General features: G+C 45.3%; 19 protein-coding genes. 13 read left to right on the top strand and 6 right to left on the bottom strand.

Annotated features, from left to right (window positions below):
• Nucleotides 1–6: 6 nt before the first annotated feature.
• The 3 genes from nhaC to OCU90_RS25570 form a co-directional block, all read right to left on the bottom strand.
• Entirely contained in the window at nucleotides 7–1,488 is a 1,482-nt protein-coding gene (nhaC, locus tag OCU90_RS25560; protein WP_061021460.1) for a Na+/H+ antiporter NhaC, read from the bottom strand.
• Between the two features lie 145 nt (nucleotides 1,489–1,633).
• The gene (locus OCU90_RS25565) at nucleotides 1,634–2,638 is read right to left on the bottom strand and encodes a LacI family DNA-binding transcriptional regulator (protein ID WP_054541520.1); all 1,005 of its coding nucleotides are present in this window, start codon (nucleotides 2,636–2,638) and stop codon (nucleotides 1,634–1,636) included.
• Nucleotides 2,639–2,756: 118 nt separating this feature from the next.
• Nucleotides 2,757–4,184, bottom strand: a complete 1,428-nt coding sequence (locus tag OCU90_RS25570) for an aminotransferase-like domain-containing protein (RefSeq protein ID WP_061021461.1) — start codon at nucleotides 4,182–4,184, stop codon at nucleotides 2,757–2,759.
• Nucleotides 4,185–4,308: 124 nt separating this feature from the next.
• Between OCU90_RS25570 and OCU90_RS25575 the strand changes: the two genes are divergently transcribed.
• On the top strand, nucleotides 4,309–5,208 hold the full coding sequence (locus tag OCU90_RS25575; protein ID WP_061021463.1) for a DMT family transporter: 900 nt from the start codon (nucleotides 4,309–4,311) through the stop codon (nucleotides 5,206–5,208).
• A gap of 106 nt (nucleotides 5,209–5,314) precedes the next feature.
• Here the strand turns inward: OCU90_RS25575 and OCU90_RS25580 are convergent, their stop codons facing one another.
• Nucleotides 5,315–5,740, bottom strand: coding sequence for a DUF3010 family protein (locus OCU90_RS25580; protein WP_010432976.1), 426 nt, complete (start codon nucleotides 5,738–5,740; stop codon nucleotides 5,315–5,317).
• Between the two features lie 261 nt (nucleotides 5,741–6,001).
• Here OCU90_RS25580 and OCU90_RS25585 point away from each other — a divergent pair, with 261 nt between their 5' ends.
• Nucleotides 6,002–7,639 carry a methyl-accepting chemotaxis protein gene (locus tag OCU90_RS25585; protein WP_061021467.1) on the top strand — a complete coding sequence of 546 codons (1,638 nt, stop codon included), beginning with the start codon at nucleotides 6,002–6,004 and terminating at the stop codon, nucleotides 7,637–7,639.
• Between the two features lie 176 nt (nucleotides 7,640–7,815).
• Here the strand turns inward: OCU90_RS25585 and OCU90_RS25590 are convergent, their stop codons facing one another.
• Nucleotides 7,816–8,163 carry a DUF3316 domain-containing protein gene (locus tag OCU90_RS25590; RefSeq protein ID WP_017076504.1) on the bottom strand — a complete coding sequence of 116 codons (348 nt, stop codon included), beginning with the start codon at nucleotides 8,161–8,163 and terminating at the stop codon, nucleotides 7,816–7,818.
• 262 nt (nucleotides 8,164–8,425) lie between these two features.
• On the opposite strand from OCU90_RS25590, the gene OCU90_RS25595 reads away from it, so the two are divergent.
• Together OCU90_RS25595 and OCU90_RS25600 are read left to right on the top strand one after the other, a co-directional pair.
• Nucleotides 8,426–9,295 carry a LysR family transcriptional regulator gene (locus tag OCU90_RS25595; RefSeq protein WP_017076903.1) on the top strand — a complete coding sequence of 290 codons (870 nt, stop codon included), beginning with the start codon at nucleotides 8,426–8,428 and terminating at the stop codon, nucleotides 9,293–9,295.
• 4 nt (nucleotides 9,296–9,299) lie between these two features.
• Complete coding sequence (locus tag OCU90_RS25600) at nucleotides 9,300–9,977, top strand: endonuclease III domain-containing protein (protein WP_061021469.1); 678 nt, start codon at nucleotides 9,300–9,302, stop codon at nucleotides 9,975–9,977.
• A gap of 194 nt (nucleotides 9,978–10,171) precedes the next feature.
• Here OCU90_RS25600 and OCU90_RS25605 read toward each other — a convergent pair whose 3' ends face one another.
• The gene (locus OCU90_RS25605; protein ID WP_017088291.1) at nucleotides 10,172–11,833 is read right to left on the bottom strand and encodes a methyl-accepting chemotaxis protein; all 1,662 of its coding nucleotides are present in this window, start codon (nucleotides 11,831–11,833) and stop codon (nucleotides 10,172–10,174) included.
• A 275-nt stretch (nucleotides 11,834–12,108) separates the two neighbouring features.
• Here OCU90_RS25605 and OCU90_RS25610 point away from each other — a divergent pair, with 275 nt between their 5' ends.
• The 9 genes from OCU90_RS25610 (at nucleotide 12,109) to phnD (ending at nucleotide 23,256) form a co-directional block, all read left to right on the top strand.
• Complete coding sequence (locus tag OCU90_RS25610) at nucleotides 12,109–12,621, top strand: RNA methyltransferase (RefSeq protein ID WP_017076901.1); 513 nt, start codon at nucleotides 12,109–12,111, stop codon at nucleotides 12,619–12,621.
• Between the two features lie 110 nt (nucleotides 12,622–12,731).
• Entirely contained in the window at nucleotides 12,732–13,568 is an 837-nt protein-coding gene (locus OCU90_RS25615) for an SGNH/GDSL hydrolase family protein (RefSeq protein ID WP_099426119.1), read from the top strand.
• A gap of 55 nt (nucleotides 13,569–13,623) precedes the next feature.
• Nucleotides 13,624–14,529 (top strand): LysR family transcriptional regulator, encoded by a 906-nt coding sequence (locus OCU90_RS25620; protein ID WP_061021473.1) that lies wholly within the window; start codon nucleotides 13,624–13,626, stop codon nucleotides 14,527–14,529.
• Nucleotides 14,530–14,620: 91 nt separating this feature from the next.
• Entirely contained in the window at nucleotides 14,621–15,628 is a 1,008-nt protein-coding gene (dgcN, locus tag OCU90_RS25625) for an N-acetyltransferase DgcN (RefSeq protein WP_061021475.1), read from the top strand.
• Between the two features lie 57 nt (nucleotides 15,629–15,685).
• Nucleotides 15,686–16,672: an N-acetyl-D-Glu racemase DgcA gene (gene dgcA, locus OCU90_RS25630; protein WP_061021478.1), complete on the top strand. Its 987-nt coding sequence runs from the start codon at nucleotides 15,686–15,688 to the stop codon at nucleotides 16,670–16,672.
• 381 nt (nucleotides 16,673–17,053) lie between these two features.
• Nucleotides 17,054–19,027, top strand: coding sequence for an ATP-binding protein (locus tag OCU90_RS25635; RefSeq protein WP_061021479.1), 1,974 nt, complete (start codon nucleotides 17,054–17,056; stop codon nucleotides 19,025–19,027).
• Nucleotides 19,024–20,376, top strand: a complete 1,353-nt coding sequence (locus OCU90_RS25640) for a sigma-54-dependent transcriptional regulator (protein WP_004732986.1) — start codon at nucleotides 19,024–19,026, stop codon at nucleotides 20,374–20,376. Before OCU90_RS25635 ends, OCU90_RS25640 begins: the two co-directional genes overlap by 4 nt.
• Before the next feature lie 318 nt (nucleotides 20,377–20,694).
• On the top strand, nucleotides 20,695–21,915 hold the full coding sequence (locus OCU90_RS25645; RefSeq protein ID WP_061021481.1) for a glycerophosphodiester phosphodiesterase family protein: 1,221 nt from the start codon (nucleotides 20,695–20,697) through the stop codon (nucleotides 21,913–21,915).
• 300 nt (nucleotides 21,916–22,215) lie between these two features.
• On the top strand, nucleotides 22,216–23,256 hold the full coding sequence (phnD, locus tag OCU90_RS25650) for a phosphate/phosphite/phosphonate ABC transporter substrate-binding protein (RefSeq protein WP_004732989.1): 1,041 nt from the start codon (nucleotides 22,216–22,218) through the stop codon (nucleotides 23,254–23,256).
• The last annotated feature ends 32 nt before the right edge of the window (nucleotides 23,257–23,288 follow it).

A 23,288-nucleotide genomic window follows, 5' to 3' on the forward strand; every position in this document is an offset into this window, starting at 1 on the left:
CGAGCCTTATTTTGCGTTGTTAGCGGGTGCAGCATTGTTAATAGTAGAAGTTTGTAGCGTGTCTTCTGCTTGTTCTGGCTTTGCACGTGCGATACCAAATCCAGTGAAACCATAAATCAGAGCGAAAATGACCCCGGTGTAACATTGGATTGCCCAAGGTAGGTAATCTAGCGTTGCAACACCTAGTGTGCTTGCCATGTAAATACCGGCCGCAGTCCAAGGAACCAGTGGTTCGATGATTGTGCCTGCATCTTCGATGGTTCTAGATAGATTTTTAGTGTCGAGTCCCATCTTGCGGTAAGCGTTCTGGAACAGTTCACCAGGGATAAGAAGTGCTAATTTGCCGTCAGAGGTCGTGAATACAACGGTGATGGTTGCAATAACGGTTGATGCGATAAGTTGACCTGTTGAGTGGATAAGGTGCAGGAAACGACCCAGTACCACATTTAACGCGCCCGTCAGGCTTAAGATACCTGCAAAAGAGAAGGCACAGAAAACCAGTAGAATGGTGCTCATCATTGAGAACAGGCCACCACGGTTAAGCAGTTTTGATACGTCTGGGATTAGCGCATCGATCGCTGTTCCTTTTGCTTCGAACAATGAGACATTGAAGCCGTCAACATAAGCTTGGAAGCCTTGTTGTAGTGAGAAACCTTGTAAAACCATACCCAGTACAATCGCTATCGCTGAAGCTCCCAACATCAGTGGTAGAACGGGTTTCTTAGTTAATGCTCCCCAAAGGATCATAACTGGTGGGATGATAAGGAAAATGCTGAAGTTATAAAGGCTATCTAGCCCTGCAAGGATTTGCGTTACTTTCTCTGGCTGACCAATGTTTGCCACATCAGCGCTTTGTCCTGCAAAGAAGAAGACAACTGAAGCAATCACAAAACCAGGCAGCGTAGTGTAAAGCATGTGCTGAATGTGTTCGTACAGTGTGGTGCCTGAAACGACAGGCGCAAAGTTTGTTGAATCAGAAAGAGGCGAGATCTTGTCGCCAAAGTAAGCACCAGAGACAACCGCACCTGCGGCAGCAGCAAGTGACACATCTAAGCCTGCGGCGACACCCATCAATGCAACACCAACTGTACCTGCAGAACCCCATGAAGTACCAGTACATACCGAGACGATAGAAGTTACGAAGAATGCGGCGATCAGGATGTATTCAGCACTGATGACTTTAAGCCCCCAGTAAACCATGTATGGGATGGTTCCGCTGATCATCCAACTGGCAATGAGGCCGCCTACGGAAACTAAAATCAAAATGACGGGCATGGCTTTAGCCAGTTTCTCAACAATGGCGTTGATGATGTCATCCCAGTTATAGCCCATTTTCCAAGCAATGCATGCAGTGAAAGTTGCAGAAATCAGTAGTAGAACTTCAATGCGAAGTCCTAAAACACCGTATCCAATAGCAAGCAGCGCAAACATAACGGCTATAGGCGCTAATGCTAATCCGAACGATGGTAGAGGCTTTGAGTTATTCATATTTGTTGTCCTCAGGTGAATGTAGGGTTTGTTCGGAATGGATAATAAGTGGGCTCTAACAATGAAAGTGCGACTTCAATACTGTTTTCATGTAAGCGGTTACATGAGGTTCGTACATGAGATTTCGGTCACGTTTCGTCTAATTTTAGCGCTTGATTGGCTTAACGGTCTGCCTTTCAACCAAGGTTGTTTCGAATTTATGTTGTGTTGGCGGTACGTATCCCGCTGACTTCAACTTAATTGCGAGGTTGGCTGCGTAGGTCGACATTTCATCGATAGGATTGTGCATTGTGGTCAATCGAGGATAAAGGTAGCGAGCGAGTAAGACGTCATCAAAGCCGATTACCGAAATATCGTTGGGCACAGAGATACCTTGGTCTTGCAGGCTTGTCATTAAGCCTGCGGCCATCACATCATTAAAGGTGACAGCTGCGGTAACCTCAGGACATTGACTCGCCAAGATGTCGCCAGCCGCTTCACCGCCTGACTCACTAAAGTTTTGGCTGATGATCCAGTTGGGTTGTATTTCGATATTGGCCGCTTTCATGGCCTCTCGGTAGCCCTCTAAACGATCGGTTCGATCTTGAATGGGTAAATCACTTGAGACATAGGCGATTTTTCGGTGTCCGAGTTCAATCAAATGTTGCACCGATACTTGAGTACCTAGTCTATTGTCTACCCATACCGAGCGGTTCGATACTTGGGCGATGGTGCGGTTGAGCAATACCATTGCGGGTAACTGAGCGGTGTAGCGCAATAGTGTCGCGTCATCGAGCATTTTTGAGTGAATGACCATCGCCTCGCAGCCTTGGCTGATAAGAAAGTCGAGACCTTCTTTTTCTCGCTGAGCATTGTGCCCACCGCTAACCACAACCAGTTGATATCCGTTTGTTCTTGCGACCTCTTCAACACTCTTGGCGACAAGTGCAAAGAAAGGGTCAGCTAAATTACCGGTTAATAAACCTAAGGTGTTGCTGCTTCGACTCGCCAGAGCGGTTGCTCGTGCATCACGATGGTAATTGAGTTCTTTGACTGCGCGTTCTACGCGTTCCAACGTGATCGGCTCGACATAGCAGGTGCGGTTCATTACTCGTGAAACGGTTGCTGTCGAAACTCCGGCAAGTGCCGCTACATCTTTGATTGTTGCCACGTAGAGGTTCCTAGATTTAGAAAGGCTGCGAGTGTAACGAATCTTTGCTGTTGAAAATGTTAATAAGGTCAAACCTTATCAATGATTATCACGGTATATAGGGCCGGCCTGACACTATCTAAGGTGTATGCTTAGCGATTATCTTCGCTAATGTCACAACCCCTTCTTTCCACTCTTTGCTCTCTTCAATATTGGCGACAGTGAAGCGCAAGCAGTGTTTATATTGGTCATTCGTCCCAAACACAGTACCGGGTAAAATCCCTAACTTGTGCTTTAAACAATCTTGGTAGACGGCATAACTATCGACCGACTCAGGCAATGTTATCCAGTTTAAAAAAGATCCTTCTGGCTTCGATAAATGATAATGCCCTCCAAGATGAGGATAGCTGTCCAATGCTTGTATTAACAAGCTTTGAAACTGCTTTTGATTGGTTTGGTAGAGTCGTTTCATTTTGGATAAGTGACTGCGGTATTTGCCTGTGGTGAGGAATTGACCCACCGCGGATTGCATCAGGTTTGAACTGCCCATGTTGTCGCATAAAAGGTATTTTTCGACCAAAGGTTGGTAGCGACCCGACAGTAACCAACCGATTCGTAAGCGTGAATCTAAGGTTTTAGACAGTGAGTTGACGTATATCACTCTATCTTGATCATCAAGTTCTTTGAGACTAGCGATTGGTGTATCGAATGCCAAGCTACCGAACACATCGTCTTCGATAATTGGCAAAGATCCCGTGATCTCCAGTAATGCTTTTCGATTAGCCAGAGGCATTCTTGAACCTGTCGGGTTGGTAAAGTTTGGCGTTAGCAGTAAGGTTTTTACTTCCCATTTGTCCAACGCGCTCTGTAGTGATGGAATGTCAATGCCATGGCTAACACTGCTCGGGATTTCTAAAGCTTGCAAGCCAAGTGATTCGAGCAACAATAAATTACCGAAGTAACAAGGCGACTCTACGGCCACGATGTCACCCGGTTTGGTGAGCGCACGTAGTGCCAAACTGATCGCCTGTTGAGCACCATGAGTAATCGCAATCTCTTTGGATCCCGCAGGTACACCTAGATCATGGGTGATCTTTAACAATTGCTTTACTAATTGCTCGTCGCCGGGAGGTAATTGGTAATACCCAGGCAATTGAGTTTGTAATCGACTGTGGCGACCAATCTCGGCATACAAGCTACGAATCGCAGGGTTGTTTATGTTCGGGTGCGCAGAACCTGCCAACAGTTTCAGGCGGCCTTTCGGGCGAGAGAGTACCGATTTGGTGACAGATAAGAGGTCCACTTTTTGAGGTTGGCTTGGTGTATCCCAGCTGGTGGTGTTCGGTGTCTTTACGCGATAGCCAGATTTAGGTACCGAGTAAACCCAACCCGTTGCTTCGAGTTCTTGATAGGCGCGAATTACGGTATTTTTGCTTACGCCAAGCTGTTCGCTTAACTGGCGGATCGAGGGAAGACGATCATCTGGGTGAAAGAGCCCTTTATCAATTTGAGCCTTAATATGTTGTTCGGTAGCAAGATATTTATTGCCGCTGAGTTCTGCTTCCACGTTTTTCTCCCTCGTTGCTCACTTTTAATCTGTAACCATTTAAAGTGTTATATCTGTGTCTTTATTAGTTATCTGTACCCAACTAAGGTAACAGCATTGATGAAGAGTTGACCAGAGGTTTGTAATGCTGATTAAAATGATTCCGTTTGTGTTTGTAATATTGTGGTCGTCAGGCTTTGTTGGCGCACGTCTTGGTGTTGAATATGCCGAACCCGCAACGTTACTCTCACTGAGGATGGTGGCCAACGTAGCGCTGTTCTTGGTTTTGATTGCAATCCTTAAGCGTCGTATCCCTCGTGGTCGCGCATTCTTCCATGCTTGTGTGGTCGGCATCTTGATTCATGGTTTCTACCTTGGTGGCACCTATCTGGCGATTGATATGGGTATGCCCGCTGGGTTAAGTTCTCTACTGGTTGGCTTACAACCGATTCTGACTGCCTTGATTATGATCAGCTGTACTTCACAGCGGTTTAACTTCGCACAATGGCTAGGATTAGCGCTCGGCTTTGCGGGTATCAGTTTGGTGTTGATGGGCAATATTGAATGGCAGTCAGACGACCAAAAAGGCCTGGCAACGTTATTGTGTTTGGTTTCTTTGGTTGGTATTACCTGCGGCACTCTGTATCAGAAGCGTTTCTGTCAGGGGACAGATATGGTCGGCGGCGCGATGGTGCAATACTTGGCTTCTGCTGCGCTGTTTCTACCGTTCGCAATGCGTTACGAAACGATGCAAGTGAACTGGACTGTAGAATTCACGTTGACTCTAACCTGGCTGGTGGTGGTTCTGTCTTGTGTTGCCATCCTTTTGCTGCTTTATATGGTAGAGCACGGTGCATCTTCAAGTGTGGCGTCGGTGTTTTACTTGGTGCCACCGACGACAGCAATTCAAGCCTGGCTTATCTTTGGTGAGTCGTTCGACATCTATGGTGCAATGGGCTTCGCCTTGTCTGCTGCCGCGGTTTATTTGGTGGTGAAAAAGCCGGAATGGATTAAGGCTCGCAGGCGAACAGCGTTAGAGCGGTAAGCGCATTTCATCAAAATTAACTGGGTTTAAAGCCGAGTGATAGAAACAAAAAAGAGCCTGAATATTCAGGCTCTTTCTGTATCAAATATTGGCTAGCGATTATTGATTAGCGCTGCATTAAACAAGCGTAAGCCGTTGTAAACGGTGCTTCTTGGTATTGCTTAAGGCCAGTTTCTTTGAACTTCATCATAAGAGGGTTGCGCTTAAGGCTCTCCTTGATGTCAGCAGGTGACACAACGGTTACGTCTAGGCCGTCGATCAGTTGAATTGCTGCTTCTAGTTTGAAACCAAAGCCACCGCCAGCAAATTTGCCTTTAGTTTGGCGTTGACGAATCACAACTTTGTCTACTTGGTAATCTTCCATTAACTTTGCAAAAGAGAATTGAAAGTCTTTCATATTCTGCGTGTCGTTTGCGTCGCTAATCGCAACCTTTGAAACTCGGCAATCAGGGATATTAAATACACCATCTGACAGAGAAAGAAGACAGATGACAGCATCGTTACCTTTGATTTCAACACCACAAATTTTCATGTTCATACCTATTTACTTTTGAGCCGTACATTATGGTGCTATTTCCATTACTTCTCCAGTATTTGAGCATGTCTGTGGTAAATAAGTGTAAAAACGTCTTTGGCTCTACTTTTTAAAGTTGACCTTTGGTTGAATAATAGACAGTCGATTCAAGGGTAACGTTTGCTATGAGACTAGGTTCACAAACTTTTAGCTAGCTTTTATATTGATACTGTATATTATGCGCGCGTCCCTATTTACTGTGTGGTTATTAACCCCCTTATGAGTATCAACAACCTATCTATTAAGAGTAAAATTGCGATTCCACTAATGGTGATCGTGATTGTTTTCTCGACTGTTACTGTGCTTAATGTCATTAGATCTAATGCTCAGGCTGCGATCAACCATGAGCTGAATAATGTGGTTCAGCCCGTGTTAGACAATTTGGAAGATGGGTATCGTGACATTTACCAAGTTATCGCTTCTGCTCAAGGTCTGCTACTCGCGAAAGACCAAGCGGCGATTGAGTACCAAAAATTTGAGTTTAAAGACAATGCTTACAAAGCGGTTCCTCGTTTTGAAAGTGTGGAAACTTTGTATACAGCGGGCGTGTTGGATCCTTCTTCTCGCGGTGAGTTGTCAAAGCTTGTGAACGCGATGAGCAAGTGGGTGGCGCTGCATGAACCAATGTTTGCAGATCCTGCTAGCGCATACCAATACAACATCAATTACTCGCCAGCATTAGACGCTGAGTTTGCAATCATTCGTGTTCAGCTTCGTGATATCAGAACCCTGATTGAACAGAAGCAGAAAGAGCTTCGTCAGCAAGCTGCTGACTCTATCGAATCAAGTAAGTTGATCATTGAAGTGGGTATGGCGGTCGCTGTTTTCGCTGCGCTTTTTGCGATGTGGTTATCTAACCGTTTTATCGTCCAACCAATCCAGAACGTAGAGAAAGCGATGAATGAGATCGCATCGGGCGACGGTAACTTGTCTCAACGCATGAAGGTTGAAGGTAACGACGAAATTGCTCGCTTAAGTTCTGCTTTCAACCAGTTTGTTGGCAAGATCCATGTAACCGTGGAACAAGTTATTCTCACATCGAACGCAGTACGTGGCGAGATGGAAAACATTAAATCACTCACGCAAAGTGTTGCTGAGTTCTCTTCAAATCAGCAGCGAGAAAGTGAAGTGGTAGCTGCGGCGGTTCATGAAATGCAAGCAACTAGCGAAGTGGTCAGTGGTAATGCACTGGATGCCGCAACTGCAAGTAACGTTGCCAATCATGAAGTGGAATCGGCTGATACGACGCTGGGTTTAACCGTGACTTCTATTGAACGCCTTGCGCAAGATATCGAGAACGCGGGTGGCGTGGTTCAAGAGTTGGATACCGATGTGAAGAACATTGCTTCAATTCTTGGCGTGATCAAAGGCATTGCAGAGCAAACCAACCTGCTTGCATTGAATGCGGCAATTGAAGCCGCTCGTGCCGGTGAGCAAGGCCGTGGTTTTGCCGTAGTCGCAGATGAAGTAAGAGCGTTGGCGAGTAAAACCCAAGACAGCACTGGCGAAATCCAATCAATGATTGAACGCTTAGAAGTAGGTGCTAAACACGCGGTTGGTGTGATGACTGAAAGCAAAGTGAGTGGCGAGAAAACCATTGTTCAGGCAGGAACGGCGGCGTCTTCACTGAGTGAGATTCGTAACTCAATCGGCAAGATGAATGACATGAACACACAAATCGCGACGGCAGCTTCTCAGCAGTCTCAAGTGTCTGAAGAAGTGAACAAGAATGTTCAACGCATCGCAGAAAGCACCCTGCAAATGGTTGAAATGGCGAGCAGCGCTGAGAATGCTTGCATGGCATTGGCCGAACAGTGTGAAGCGCTTGATAGCCTTGTGTCTCAGTTTGAAGTGTAATCTTCAAAATTAGCCAGACGAATATGAGCTGATAATGGTTGCTCGTTTTGAATTCCATTAATCATAGCTGAACGACAAAAAAGCCCGCATTCTATGAGTGCGGGCTTTCTTTTTGACTAGATGATCAGTTTTTTTGAATACGTGATCAGTTTTTAGCCCTGATCAATCATTCGGTGTTAGCTACTGCGACCGTCTTTGTATGTGTAACGGTAGTCAACTTTTACGTTCGCTTGGTAATGAATGTCACCGCTCATGTTAGTGATTTTCTTCACTTCCATATTCGCGTCATCAATCTTGAACGAATCGTATTTGGTTGTCTGCTGGAACTGTGGCAGTTCTCTTGAAAGCTCAAAAGGTGTTTTTGCGCTTAACTCATCCATAAGGTTTGTGCCTGCATCGTATGCTTCCGCTTCAGTAACAAATGTATCAGACTTTAGCGTTGTTTCTTGAATCGTTGTTTTAGTTGCTGCAAACGCTGTGGTGCTGAGAACAAGAGTTGATGCAAGTATGATTAATTTTTTCATAGGATTACCTTACTTTGTTGGAATACCTGTGTTCCGGTACAGAACCAACATACCAATGAAGTGGTAAGATGAGTGTCAGGATAAAAGCCGATTTTGTTAGTATTAGGTAAGGAATATGGAGAAATGTCAGGTGTTGGTTGTATTGATTTTGAACGATTGTAGATGCAGACCATTTATGAACAGCGCATATCAAGCAAGGTGACACTGATACCTATCTTCAATACACTGTCTGGGTAACCATCGTTCAGCATAAGGTAAAAACATGGCCAATTGGGAAGGGGTAAGTGAGTTTGTTGCAGTGGCAGAGCGTGAAAGCTTTACCGGTGCGGCGCAGAAGCTCGCTACGTCGGTGGCTCAAATCAGTCGTAGAGTAGCAAATCTCGAAGAACGACTCGCGGTGAAACTGCTCAATCGAACGACGCGTAAGGTGTCTCTAACAGAGGCCGGGCAACTCTATTATCAACAGTGTAAGTTGCTGGTTGAAGGCTTAGAAATTGCTGAGCTTGCGGTCACGCAGATGCAATCCACACCAAAAGGCTTACTGAAAGTCACTGCGCCTGTGACTTATGGTGAACGCCAACTCGCTCCAATACTTCATCAATTTTTAAAGCTTCACCCACAAGTAGAACTTGAGCTGATGCTGACCAATCAAAAGCTCGATCTTATCGATTCTGGTGTTGATGTGGCGATTCGTCTTGGCCGCTTAGAAGATTCAAGCTTGGTCGCAAAGAAGTTATCGCAGCGACAGCTTTATGTATGTGCAAGCCCTGAATACATTGAACGCTATGGTGAGCCGCATACGCTCTCTGAATTGAGTCACCATCAATGTTTGGTCGGTGGCTTTGAACATTGGCGCTTCAAAGAGAATAAACGCCCTCGCTCGGTTCGTGTTAATGGACGAATTAGGTGTAACAGTGGCTTAGCCTTATTGGATGCCGCTAAACAGAGCATTGGCTTGGTTCAACTGCCAGAATATTACGTGAGTGAAGATCTAGAGTCGGGAGAGTTAGTCGAAGTGCTATCCGATTATCGAGACGACAAAGAAGGGATATGGGCGCTTTATCCTCAGAACCGTAACCTGTCTTCAAAGGTTCGCTTGCTAGTGGACTTCCTGTCTGAGCAATTGGATTAGTTCTATGACCCAAAGCCACAACAATTCAAAGGGTCAAGCAGAGCTGATCCTTAGCGTGTTCGATACCCTTGAGCAGCACTATGGCTATTTTGATTGGTGGCAAAGGGAAGACCCTTACGAGATAGTTTTGGGCGCTATTCTGGTTCAAAATACCAACTGGAAGAACGCAGAGAAAGCGCTCACCAACTTAGGCGATAAGTGCGATCCAAGCTCAGTAGCCGGTATGGATCTTGATGACCTTGCCCAAAAGATTCGTTCGAGTGGCTACTACAATCAAAAAGCCATTAAGTTGAAGGCCGTGACTGAGTGGTTTTTGAAGTATCAATACGATATGTCTGTGGTGCGAGAACAGGACAAAGATAAGCTGCGAAATGAGCTATTGGAAGTCAAAGGAATCGGTGGTGAAACGGCTGACGCGATTCTGGTGTATGCGATAGGTAAACCATCTTTTGTGATTGATGCGTACGCAAGAAGGATCTTCACTCGCAATGGGCTCGATGTGCCTAAATCGTATGAAAAATTTCGAACCTTGATGGAAAGCGTGATCCCTCTAGATACTAAAAAGTACGGCCACTATCATGGTTTGCTGGTCGAACATGGTCAGCAGTTTTGTAACCCTAAGCCCAAGTGTGAACATTGTCCTCTGAATCAAAGTTGTGTTGAGGCTGAATTTGGGTCTTAGAGCCGTGCAATATGCACCCTTACATCAATACCCCATTTAATTAAAAACGGGCTTCAGAGTAGAGATTCTGAAGCCCGTTCTTATTTAGTGTGAAAAGTCTTAACGTTAAGTAGCGCTTACTTGTTATTTATAAGCAGCGTTTACTTGTTATTTATAAGCAGCGTTTACTTACTATTTAATAGACCGTAAATGTCCTAGACCGTGAAGCGATCAACCAAGTGGTACAGCTCATTTGCGCGGCTGTTGAGGTTTTGGCTCCCCGCACGGTTTTGATTCGCTAATGATGCCGATTGTGAGCTTTGATCGGAAATCACCACAATGCGTTGAGATATCTCTTGGCCAACAATGTTTTGCTGCTCTGTCGCGGTAGCAATCAATGAGTTCATGTCCATGATCGTATCAATCGACTCTTGGATTTTCGCCAGTGCTGCGGCTGCGGCATTTGCTTCTTCCACCGTTTGAGCACTTTTATTTTGGCTCGAATCCATCGCTTTCACGGCAGCATCTGAGGCGGCTTTTAGCTGCTGAATCATTTTATGAATGTCACCAGTGCTTTCTTGAGTTCGGCTTGCCAGTTTACGAACCTCGTCCGCAACCACTGCAAATCCTCGCCCTTGCTCACCTGCACGAGCGGCTTCAATTGCTGCATTCAGTGCTAATAAGTTTGTTTGTTCGGCAATATCTTGAATGACCGTCAGTGACGACGAAATGTTTTGTACATCACCCTCTAATCTAGATACCACAGTGTTGGCTTCGGATACTTCGCTAGCAAGACCAGCAACAGAGTTGGCAGCAGCATTCACTATTTGTTGAGCTTCTTTGGCATTACCCTCTGCAAGCTTCGCTGAGTCAGCTGCCTGACTTGCGTTACTGGAGATCTCTTGTGCTGTTGTTGTCATTTCGGTCATTGCTGTTGCAACTTGTTCAGTCTCTTCACGCTGACCAGTGGCAATTTCATCAACCTGAGCGGCGCGAGAAGACATACTGCTGGTTTCAGCGACGACTTGCTGGCCAACATCACTCACGCTGCGGATGATGGTTTGTAGGCTAGCAACGAAGGCGTTGAAGTTCTCGCTGAGCTTAGTGAACTCAGGGGCTTTGAATTTTTCCATTCGAGCGGTTAAATCGGCCTCGCCACTTGCAAAGGCACTAATTGAACGGTCGAACTGCTCAAGAGGTTGCATGATGGTGCGGTTCACTGCAACAGCGAAAACGGCTACCACTAGGGCAATCAATCCGCAGAAAATCGCGATAGCAGTCAGGGAACTTTGTAGCGCGACATTCGAACTTTCTTTCATCTCGGCAATAACAGCGTCGATGTCATCGGTGTAGAATCCAGTACCAAGCATTAAGTCCCATTGCGGAACAAATACTGAGTAGCTAAGTTTTGGTAACGCGACAGATTGGCCCGGTTTCGGGAAATAGTAAGTCGTAAATTCACCCAGTTTTGAGTTCTTGATCAGGTCTCGGATTAGGTAATTACCTTGCTTGTCTTGAAGGTCATAGTAGTTTTTACCAATACCATCGTTACTTTGCCCAACCACAACTCGGACACCTTTAGAGTCGTAACCAAAAATATAGCCCGATTCGCCATATTCTAGGGTTTTCAATGTTGGTAAAGCCTCTTCTAGTGTTGCCCCTTTATCTAAAAATGGGCTGATCGAAGAGTAGGCCATTTGCAGGTACGCTTTGAGTTCCTTTTCTTTCATCGCCATCATATTGCTACGCGTCGATTCTACTTGCTGTGCGGTTAGCTCGGTGCTCTTCATATACGTCACGCTCATCATGCCAATTGCCATTAGTAGCAAAGGAATGAAAGAGAGAATATAAAGGCGGTTTTTGATGGTTAGGGTCATTTCACGCTTCCTGTGTGATTTTCTCATACAATTTTCAACACATTATTAATGTGGTTTCAAAATGTAAATGGGCTTGTTGTCTAATTGTTACACTAGAATATTTTTGTTTGATAAACATGATGGCGGTTAAGTTTTTAATGTGAGAAGCCTTGCAATTAAAGGCTTAAGAGCGAAAAAGCGAGTTTGTATCGATGCTTTTGAATTCGACGTTGTTTTGGTAGAATGCGGCCCTTTGTAGCACCTTGCTATGTTTATTCGTTAAGTGAGAAATATTCATGAACAAAAGCCATGTGATTATTGGTTTAACTAACCCAAAGAGCCCGACGAATGTTGGCGCTGTTATGCGTGCGGCTGGTTGTTACCAAGTCGACGAAGTTAAATACACAGGGCAACGCTACGAAAAAGCCGCTAAATTCCATACTGATACGAAGAGCGCAGCGCGCACGATCCCGCTTACAGCCGCTGAGTCATTTTTAGATAATCTTGACGCGGAAACTCAGATTGTGTGTGTAGAACTAGCAGAAGGTGCGACACCACTGCCTCGTTTTAAACACCCTGAAAATGCTATCTATATCTTTGGTCCTGAAGATGGCTCAATTTCTCAAGATGTTGCGGATAGAGCTGATCACGTTGTGTATGTACCAACGGTTGGTTGCATGAACTTGGCTGCGACGGTTAACGTGCTGCTTTATGACCGCCTTGCAAAGTCAGATGAAATGGATGAGAGCAACGAGCTGATTAAAAAGAGCCGCGATAACCGTAATCATCTATTAATCAAAGAAAAGTAACTATTTACTTCTAGTAAAAGTAACGATCTGCTTCTAGTGTTATCTATCCCGTAAGCAATCGGATATTATCTTTGGTTCATCATTAGATAATTGAAGGGTTAGATAACACCATGGAAGACAAGCAATTACTTGCCGCGCTGCAACAACACCCTGTCCTCGATCTGTATCAGTTATTCCAAGAAGTTGGTCAAAATAGCTCTCTATACGCACTATTAGAGAGGTTATCTTCCCTTAAAGAACACCACCAACTGAGTACTCGTCTTAGCCCTTTTAAGCCACACATCGAAGGGTTACTGGCTCAATTTGATGGCACTACGCTGGATAGTGATATCCTCAAGGCAGTTGCTCTTCAGTCTGAGATTCAACAACGAGGCCACAGCATGAGCCGTTACATCATGACATCAGATAATCACCGCCATTTTTCCCCAAATGCAGACCTAGTGATGTTTGGTGATTCGATCACCGAGTGGGCCCCGTGGGCGGATATTTTCCGCGATGTCTCGATGGTCAATCGTGGCCTAGCAGGCGATACCACATTAGGTATGTTGCGCCGCATTGATACCACGTTGAATGTGAAACCAAAGCTTGTATGTTTTATGGCAGGGATAAACGATTTAGCTCAGGGTTATGATGTCGAACATATCTACCAGAACTACATTGATATGCTTAAGGTGTGGCAAGAAAACGATATTCGCATATTGGTGCAATCAACGCTTTATGTCGGTTCTAAACTGCAAGGTTTGAACCCTTTAGTGGAACTGCTCAATAGCAAGATAAGCGAGTACTGTTCTCTGCAAGGCATTGCATTCTTAGATGTGAATTCTATATTGTCACCTAATCAGCTTTTGTCGAATGAGTACTCATGTGATGATTTGCATTTGAATGCCAAGGCTTATCAAGTTTGGGCAGAGGTACTTCAACCTACGGTAGCTGAGCTACTAAAATAGACTCACGCAAAAAGCCAAACCCTAGATTTGTTTCGCGAACCATAAGGACATCAATGTGAACCTAAGACAGTTGGAAGTCTTTTACGCCATCATGCAAACCGGAACCGTATCTGGAGCCGCACGCAATCTGCATGTGTCGCAACCTAATGTGACCCGTATTCTGGCGCACACAGAGCAACAACTTGGGTTTGGTTTATTCGAACGTGTTAAAGGGCGATTAGTGCCAACGGTAGAGGCCAAAACCTTACTGCCAGAAGCAGAAAAGGTGTATCAGCAATTGGGTCAATTTCGATCTCTGACCAACAAAGTGAAGCAAGGACATCAGCATTTACGCATTGGCGCGCCGCCGATTCTGGCGACCAAGTTGCTGACTCCGGTGATCGCCCAAATGTCTCGCGAACAATATTCCAGTAAACAAGAGCTCTCTTTTGAGTTGCTGACTGCAAACCGTGATGAACTTTGTGCTGGGCTATTAAAGCATGAGCTTGATATTGCTATCGCGTTTGGGGACGAAACACCGCCTGCCATATTAAGTGAAACGCTCTTAACTGAATCCCTCAAGGCTCTGGTTCCATCCCACACTGTTGAACAGTTACCGGCAGAATTAACGCTAGATGATCTTATCAATTATCCGTTGCCAATCATCGGGCTTGATAGCCGCGATCCATTAGGCCTGCTGTTACATCAAAGCCTTATTGCACGCGATGAGCATTATCACCATCCGATATCGGTACGTGGATACAGCGCTGCGGCGGAACTGGTGAAGCACCAAGCAGGGTTTGCGATCGTTGACCCGTGGACGGCAGAGCAGTATCAAAATGACGATGCGGTCTGTGTGTTGCCACTTCAACCAGATATCCAATTCTCGGTATCGATGCTTTGCGCAGAGCACACCCCTCAGTCGATTTCCGTGAAGCAATTTATCGCTTCATTGAAGAGCCATACTCACCCTATAACTTAAGGTTATAGGCTCGCCATAAATAGGTATTCGGCAGCTTTTAAGTTCTTAATTAAAGTAAATCCATACAAGGATTTATTAATTAGGAATACTCATGTCTATCGCTCAACCTTACCTTCTTTTTCTTGGGGATGTTACCGACCCACTTGCCGCAAAAACCGCTCGTGGTATTCATCAATGGCGACCAGAAATCTGCCTAGGTCAGCTTCGTTTAACAGACGATACCGTTTCACTTGGCTTAACGGATATGACCTTACAAGAGGCGCAAGCACAGGGCGCGAAAACGCTAGTGATTGGCACAGCAAACCCAGGTGGTGTTATTCCTGACTCTTGGCAGCCAACCATAATGGAAGCTGCAGAAATGGGATTTGAGATTGCATCTGGCATGCACCAACGACTGAGTGAATTTTCACCGCTTGCTGACATGCAACAACAAGGATTGACTAAGCTTCATGATGTACGCCATTTTGATGGTTCTCTAAAGGTTGGTAACGGCAAACCACGACAAGGTAAACGCCTTCTCACAGTCGGAACAGATTGCTCAGTAGGAAAAATGTTTTCGGCATTGGCGATTGAAAAATCGCTTAAACAAGCCGGAATAGCAGCTCAGTTTAAAGCGACAGGGCAGACCGGTATTTTGATTGAAGGCTGCGGCATTTCGATTGATGCCGTGGTTGCGGATTTCATTTCTGGCGCGGTTGAAGCGATTAGCCCAGATTTTACCGACCACGAGTGGGACATAATTGAAGGCCAAGGCTCTTTGTTTAATCCGTCTTTTGCCGGAGTGAGTTTGGGGTTGTTACATGGCGCACAAGCCGACGCTTTGGTGTTGTGTCATGAAGTAGGGCGACCACATATTCGCAATCTTCCACATGCCAAAGTACCAACGATTGAACAGACCATTGAAGCTAATTTGCAAGCGGCGCGACTGACGAATCCAGAGGTGAAGTTGGTGGGTATCTGTTTGAACACGTCGGCGATTAGCATTGAAGACGCTGAGACATTATGCCAAGAATGGACCACACTCTATCAAGTGCCCGTAACGGATCCAGTGCGTTTTGGTGTACAACACATTACTGATCATTTGCGACATTCACTTTAACGACTTCATCATTTCTACGTTTCCATTTGTTAAAGCGAACATCAACCGAGTGAAATTATGAAGATTACAGCAGAACCCATTACTATCGCGATGCAAACGGCTTTTCGCATCTCTCGTGGCAGCCGAACTGAGTGTCACGTTGTTCGTGTTTATATTGAACATGATGGCAAACAAGCTCAGGGAGAGTGCACCCCTTACCCACGATACGGCGAGTCATCGGAGTCTGTGTTAGCGCAAATCCAACAAGCGTCTAGTGCTCTTGAAGGTATGTTTGAGCGAGGCGTTACCGATCCGGCAGAGCTAAGAGAGCATCTTCAGTCTTTATTGACAGGAGGGGCAGCGCGAAATGCGGTCGATTGTGCGCTTTGGGAGCTTGAAGCCAAACAACATGACCAGGTCTTCCCAAATAGCCTGTTTGAGTTACCGAATCAAATCGTGACAGCAATGACCGTCTCGATTGGCACTCCAGAAGCGATGGCGACTCAGGCTCGAGACTATGTCGCAAATGGAGCGAAACTCTTAAAAGTGAAGCTTGATGGAGAGCAAGTGATAGAGCGTGTTCGCGCGGTACGAGAAGCGGCGGCAGATGTTCAGATTGTACTGGATGCCAATGAAGCGTGGACAGGGCTGAATCTCGAAGAGTTGTTTAATCAACTAACAGAGTTTGATATTGCGATGATCGAACAACCTCTTCCACAGCAGCATGATGCGTCACTGGCACACATCAATCACCCGATCCCATTGTGTGCTGATGAAAGCTGTCATACCACTTCACAGCTCTCATCGCTGTTGGGTAAGTATGAAATGGTCAACATCAAACTCGATAAAACGGGTGGCTTGACTGAGGCATTAGTGATCGCAGAAGAAGCCCAAAGGCTCGGTTTTACTCTGATGTCTGGTTGTATGCTTGGTACATCATTAGCGATGCGTGCAGCGCTGCCTATCGCCGTTCAATCTGAAATTGTCGACCTTGATGGCCCAGTCTTACTTGGCCAAGACGTTTCTCCTGCGCTGACTTATCGCGATGGGATGATTATTCTCTAAGCTCGTTGAGCCTCGGTTAGTCGATGGACATGACATAAATGAAATCGCATGAGTGAAAGCCTGTGCGATTTTTTAGATCTCTTGTCCTTAACTTGTTAAATAATCGAAAGTTTTTACTGCTTGATTGAGCGCGCTATTCGTATAATTTACGGGCGTATTGATAAAGTAATCACGTTTCTGTCGGTGCGGTCACTTTCTATTATCGCAAAACAGACAGCTCAAGCTTTATAAAACAATTGTTATGATATCTTATGTGAAATGTTAATGATTACTCTTCATTTAATAGCTTCACTAAAGCTATTCGATGCAAACCTAAGTAAGGCTCACACCCTAACTGATTGAATCATTGACAGTTCCTGTTGATTATTTGATGAGAAGAAGGTGGGGCGAGTGAGTAGTCATGTCTCCGAGGTTGTAGAAAATAAGGATAGTTTCGAGCGCCCGTTCTCGATCAAAATTCCACGTCGTAAGTGGTTTGGTTGGAAAGGTATTGAGCTGCGCTTGGTACTTGCGTTAGCCATGCTATCGATGACCACTATCTTCCTCTCGGTTGTCTCCAGCTTTACCTTCGATGATTTAAACCAACGTCTTGTTGAGCTAAAGGAGAGTGAAATCCCGGCCTTAGATAATGCCGCACGCCTAAATGATATGGTGCGAGTGATTATCACAACATCTTCTCAGCTCAGTGACGCTGAATCGAATTTAGAGCGTAAACAGGCGATGCTAAAAATCGAAGACGCTATTTCCGTGATGAATAGCGTTATGGTTCAGTTCCCGGACTATCACTCCTATTTTAAAGATCTTATCGCCCAAGTTAATAACAGCCTTAGCTTGTTGTATCAAAGTGAAATTGAGTCAGAACAGCTCAACCAAGAACTTCGTAATTTGCTCGAAGGTTTTTACCCGCTACTGCAACAAGCCAGTGATTCACTTGATAGCCTACCTGAGTCTGCCAAAGATCAAATCCAATACACACAGCTCAAGTCTCTGCTTTATTACCAATTAGGCTTGGTCGAAAAGCTGTATAACGACTCCAGTTTTAATGAACTGGATTACACCAGTTTGCGATTAGAGCAGGTAGGGGAAGAGTGGTGGAAGCTCTGGGTCAGTGGTGATTTAAGAAGTAATTTTCCTCAATTAGATCATCAACTCACGGTGATTTATAACCTTGCCTCAAGCGATAGCAGCTTATATGGGATGAAAAACAAAGCGCTCGATCATCTTTATCAAGAGCAATACTTTCTGCAAAACAGCCGTGAGCATTTGAACCAATTAACCGTGCAGATCGAAAGCAACACCAGCAAGGTGAATAGCAATATTGACCAATCGATTCAGCAGGCGCAGCAATCTTTGCAATCTAACCAGCGTCTTTCTCTCTTCCTTTCTCTATTTAGCGTGTTGGCTGCCGCTGCTATTTCATGGTTCTACGTGCGTAAGAGCATTTTGGAAAGACTTTTACAGCTTAAAGACAACATGTTTGCGATTTCTACCGGCCATTTAGATACCGAAGTGTCCATTCGTGGCAAAGACGAAGTGACGCAAATGGCCAAGTACCTAAAGGTATTCCAAACCACGGCCAAAGTCGTTAAGCAAACCAACCGAAAATTAGAAGCTGAAGTGGAAGAGCGCACCCTAGCCGAAGCTAAGCTGCGAGTGACTCAAGATGAGTTAATCCAAGCCGGAAAATTGGCTGCATTGGGGCAACTCAGTGTCGGGATAACGCACGAGATTAATCAACCTCTGACGGCTGTGAATAGCCACGTTCGAAGTGCTCAGCTTTGGCTCGGTAAAAATAGACCAGACAGAGCACAAGAGAATCTTAAAAAGATCGAAGTCCTGCTAGAAAAGGTTGCTGCGATAACTCGTCACTTAAAAGCCTTCTCACGTAAGAGCGACGGCAAGATTGATAATGTGGAACTAGAGAAGGTGATTGGTGATGCGATTGATCTGTTTGAAACCAGACAGAGCCCAGTATCGATTCAGTATTCGCCCCAAAGCTACCAGATGGTTCGAGCCAACAGCATACGCTTGGAACAAGTACTGGTGAACCTCATCAGTAATGCTCTGGATGCCATTGAGCATAAAGAGCAGCCTCAACTTAGTATTGCTACGCAAGAGCTTTCGAACACCATGCAGATTTTGGTAAAGGACAACGGGCTGGGTATACCTGAAGAAGATATCTCGTATTTGTTTGACCCATTTTATTCCAGCAAAACAACAGGTAAGGGGCTTGGGCTCGGTTTGTCTATCGCATACAACATAATAAAAGACTTTGGTGGCTCGATTCACGTGGAATCGGTTGAACATCAAGGCACCACCTTTATCGTCACTCTACCAAAAGGCACAGGTTCATGATTTCAGAAAAACACATAGTTCTTATCGACGATGAAATAGATGTCGTCGAAGCTGTGAGCGAAATGTTAGAGCTAGAAGGGTTTAGTGTCACCACCTTTACTGATCCCAACCTTGGCTTAAAGTCGCTTAAAGCGAACAGTCAGTCGGTTGTGTTGTGTGACGTGCGCATGCCGAAAGTGGACGGTTTGACGTTGTTGAGCTCAATCCAACACCGTGCCCCGAATGTGCCCGTTTTATTAATGAGTGGCCATGGCGATATCCCAATGGCGATCGAAGCGATGAAGTTGGGCGCTTTTGACTTTCTGGAAAAACCGCTTAATTCGAGTGAGTTGGTGGAGAAGCTTGATTTGGCGATTACCCAATGTCAGCACAATTGCCCGTCAACCTCGGATGGCGATGAGCAAGAGGAGCTACCGATTGAATCTGTGGTTATTGGTCAATCAAAAGCGATGGATACGATACGTAAGCAAGTGCTCGCTTTGGCACATACCGGCGTCGATACCATCATCAATGGAGAAACGGGAACGGGCAAAGAGGTGATAGCTCAAGCTCTGCATCAATTCAGTCGTCGTAAGACTAAGCCATTTGTTGCGATTAACTGTGGTGGCATGACTGAGAGCATTATCGAAAGTGAGTTGTTTGGCCATGAAGCGGGTTCGTTTACTAGCGCGAACAAGAAGCGTATTGGCAAAATAGAACAAGCCAATGGCGGCACTCTGTTTCTCGATGAAATTGAGAGCATGCCGATTGCGGTACAAATAAAACTGCTGCGCGTGATTCAAGAGCGAATGATTGAGCGTGTTGGTGGTAATGAGTTGATACCTGTCGACATCGTCGTGGTCGCAGCCAGTAAAGCCGATCTCGTGAGCTTGAGTGAGTCTGGGGAATTCAGAGCCGATCTCTTCTATCGATTGAACATTGCGAGCTTAAACCTTCCGGCACTGCGCCAACGAAAAGAAGACATTCAGGTGCTGTTTCGCCATTTTGTGATTCAAGCGAGCCACAAATATAAGACGCGCCCATCAACGATTTACCCTGAGCAGATACAGCAGCTATGTCGGCATGAATGGCCGGGTAACGTTCGTGAACTACGTAATGTCGCTGATCGATTTGTGTTGGGTATCGTCGGCGATGGCTTCGATCTTCAATCGCCAATTTGTGAAGCGTCCGGAGAAGATTTCGCTTTTGAAAAGCAGATGGAGCAGTACGAAAGGAATGTACTGACGGAGGCGCTAATAGAAAGCGCAGGTAACATTAACGAGGTATCAAGTAAGCTGAATTTACCGCGTAAAACCCTTTATCGAAAAATGAAGAAACACCAATTAGATAAAGAGAGTTTCAAAGCCTAATTCGTTCAGGTGTTTGTTAAATGGAAACCAAAGCCAAAAGCAAAACCAAAAGCAAAGCCAAAAGAAAAAGCATAAGACAACAATGACCCATTTGGTTTTTAGTCGAATGGCTAACTGTTTCAAGTGATTGTAATAAAAGAGCTTTAACATCTGGCATAAAGCGTGCAATCCCTACATTGTGGCGTCAGCCCACATGAGGTTATTCGATGTTGAGTCAAAAAACATATGACGGCTATCTATATATGACAGCTATCCAACACCGAATGATCGAATAAAGGACATTAGAAAAATAATTGCTTGTTGCAAGGAGATACAAACATGAAGCAAATACTGAAAGGTTCGATTGCTCTGATATTAGGCATGAGTTCAATAACGGCATGGGCCGCTGCAGAACCAGCAAACTTAGGACCTCGTCCCCTCTTTTTAGTCAACAATATGGATGAGAGCCCTTTGAAAACTAAGCTGTTGAGTTGCAGCGAAGGACCTTTTCATCGTAGTGATTTTTCTATTGGGCATCGCGGAGCTGCGATGCAGTTTCCTGAGCACACTAAGGAATCCTATTTAGCGGCGATTCAAATGGGCGCAGGCGTCGTGGAATGTGATGTGACTTTCACCAAAGATAAGGCGTTGGTATGTCGTCACTCTCAAAGTGATCTGCACACCACAACCGATGTTTTGGCGCATCCAGATCTCGCTAAGAAGTGTTCAACACCGTTCACGCCAGCCAACCCGGCGACAGGCGAAGATGCGCAGGTTGAGTGCCGTACTTCTGATTTCACGCTGGCTGAGTTTAAGACGCTCAAAGGTAAAATGGATGGTGCGAACCCAAAAGCTACCACGGTTGAAGAGTACATGAACGGGACTCCAGGTTGGAGAACCGATCTTTACAGCCAAAGTGGAACATTGATGACGCACGCAGAAAGTGCAGTACTCTTTAAAGAGCACGGCGTGAAGGTCACTCCTGAATTGAAATCAGCAGCGGTAGATATGCCTTTCAATGGATTTAGCCAAGAGATGTATGCGCAGAAGTTGGTGGATGAACTGAAAGAAGCGGGTTTCAAGCCTTCTGAGACTTACCTACAGTCATTCAACTTGGATGATGTGAAGTATTGGATCAATGAAACGCCGAAGTTCGGCAAACAAGCGGTTTATCTTGATGACCGTGTTTATGAGCAAACGGACTTTGTCGCGTCTGTTGAAAACATGAAAGAGCTACACGATGCGGGCGTGAATATCATCGCACCACCTCTGTTTGCTTTGGTTGAACTTGATAAGAACAACGAATTAGTGGCGTCTAACTACGCGAAACTGGCTAAGGATGCAGACCTCGACATTATCGCATGGACACTGGAACGTTCTGGCCCGCTAGCGCAAGGCGGTGGTTGGTATTACAAGAGCGTGAAAGATGGCATCAACAATGATGGCGATATGATGAAAATGCTTGATGTGTTGGCACAAGATGTTGGTGTGATGGGCGTATTCAGCGATTGGCCTGCAACGGTAACTTATTACGCTAACTGCATGGACAGCGACGCATAGGCGATTCTGAGAGCGCTGTTACGTCGCAAATTATAGCGTTTGTATAGAGAGCGCTTAGCCAAAGAATAATAAGAGAAAAAGCAGTGAACCAAAGAGCCTTCGGGCTCTTTTTTTACCACTGAAATCGGCGGGACAGAAATGACCCAAATGATTGGTTTTGAGTTGGACACGAATGACTCAAAAGATCTTGGTTAGTTTGAGGTTGTTTGTAAGCTGTTGAAATTTAGTAAATAAAAATATGGCACGAAGGCTGCAGTAGCTAAGGTGACTTTCAAAAATAAGTAAAAGTAAGGTTTGAATATGAAAATCAGTGTTAAAGGACTGTTAATCGCTAGCTCATTACTGCTTCCTTCAATGGCTATGGCAAGCGACTGCTCTAGCCGTGGTGTGTTAGACGATCGATACTGTGATGAAAACCAAGATTTGGTGGCCGACTCACCAAAGAACCCAGATGAGTGGAATGACCCAAGTACGCTTGTGTTTACTTACACGCCAGTAGAAGACCCTGCGCTGTACAAAGATGCGTTTGCGGATTTCCAAGCTCACCTAAGTAAAATCACGGGTAAGCGAGTGATTTACTACACAGTTCACTCGAACTCTGCGCAAGTAGAAGCGATGCGTTCTGGTCGACTGCACGTTGCTGGTTTCTCTACGGGTCCAACAGGCTACGCAGTTAACTTAGCAGGTTACGTTCCAATTGCGGTGAAGGGCGATGAGTCTGGCTTCCAAGGCTACAACCTAATCACGATTGTGCGTAAAGACAGCGGCATTAACAAAATGTCTGATCTGAAAGGCAAAAAGGTTGCACACACTTCTGCATCTTCCAACTCTGGCAACCTAGCTCCACGTGCGTTATTCCCAGCGAAAGGTTTAGTGCCAGATGAAGATTACAAAGTGCTTTACTCAGGTAAGCATGACCAATCGATTCTAGGTGTCTTCAATGGAGATTATGACGCAGCACCTGTGGCATCGGACGTGTACGATCGTATGGTAGCAGCAGGTCGTGTTGACGATTCTGAACTGAAGATCATCTACCGTAGCCCACGTTTCCCAACGTCTGCGTTTGGCTATGCTTACAACCTAAAACCAGAGCTAGTTGAGAAGATCAACGAGGCTTTCTTTAGTTACCGCTTTACACCAGAAATGAGCGCATCGTTTAAAGGTGCTGATCGTTTCTCTCCTATCAGCTACAAAGAAGAGTGGGATGTGATTCGTGATATCGCCCACGCGACAGGTACGGCTTACACCAAAACTGGCCTGAAGAAGTTAGCTGAAAAAGATGCGGCTAAACGCGCAAAGAAAAAAGCCGCTGAGTTAGCAAAACAAGCAAACAACGGCTAGTTCTTAGCTCTGTTGGAAGGCTAAGTTTTAGA

It is taken from the genome of Vibrio splendidus, assembly GCF_024347615.1.
GTDB lineage: Bacteria > Pseudomonadota > Gammaproteobacteria > Enterobacterales > Vibrionaceae > Vibrio > Vibrio splendidus.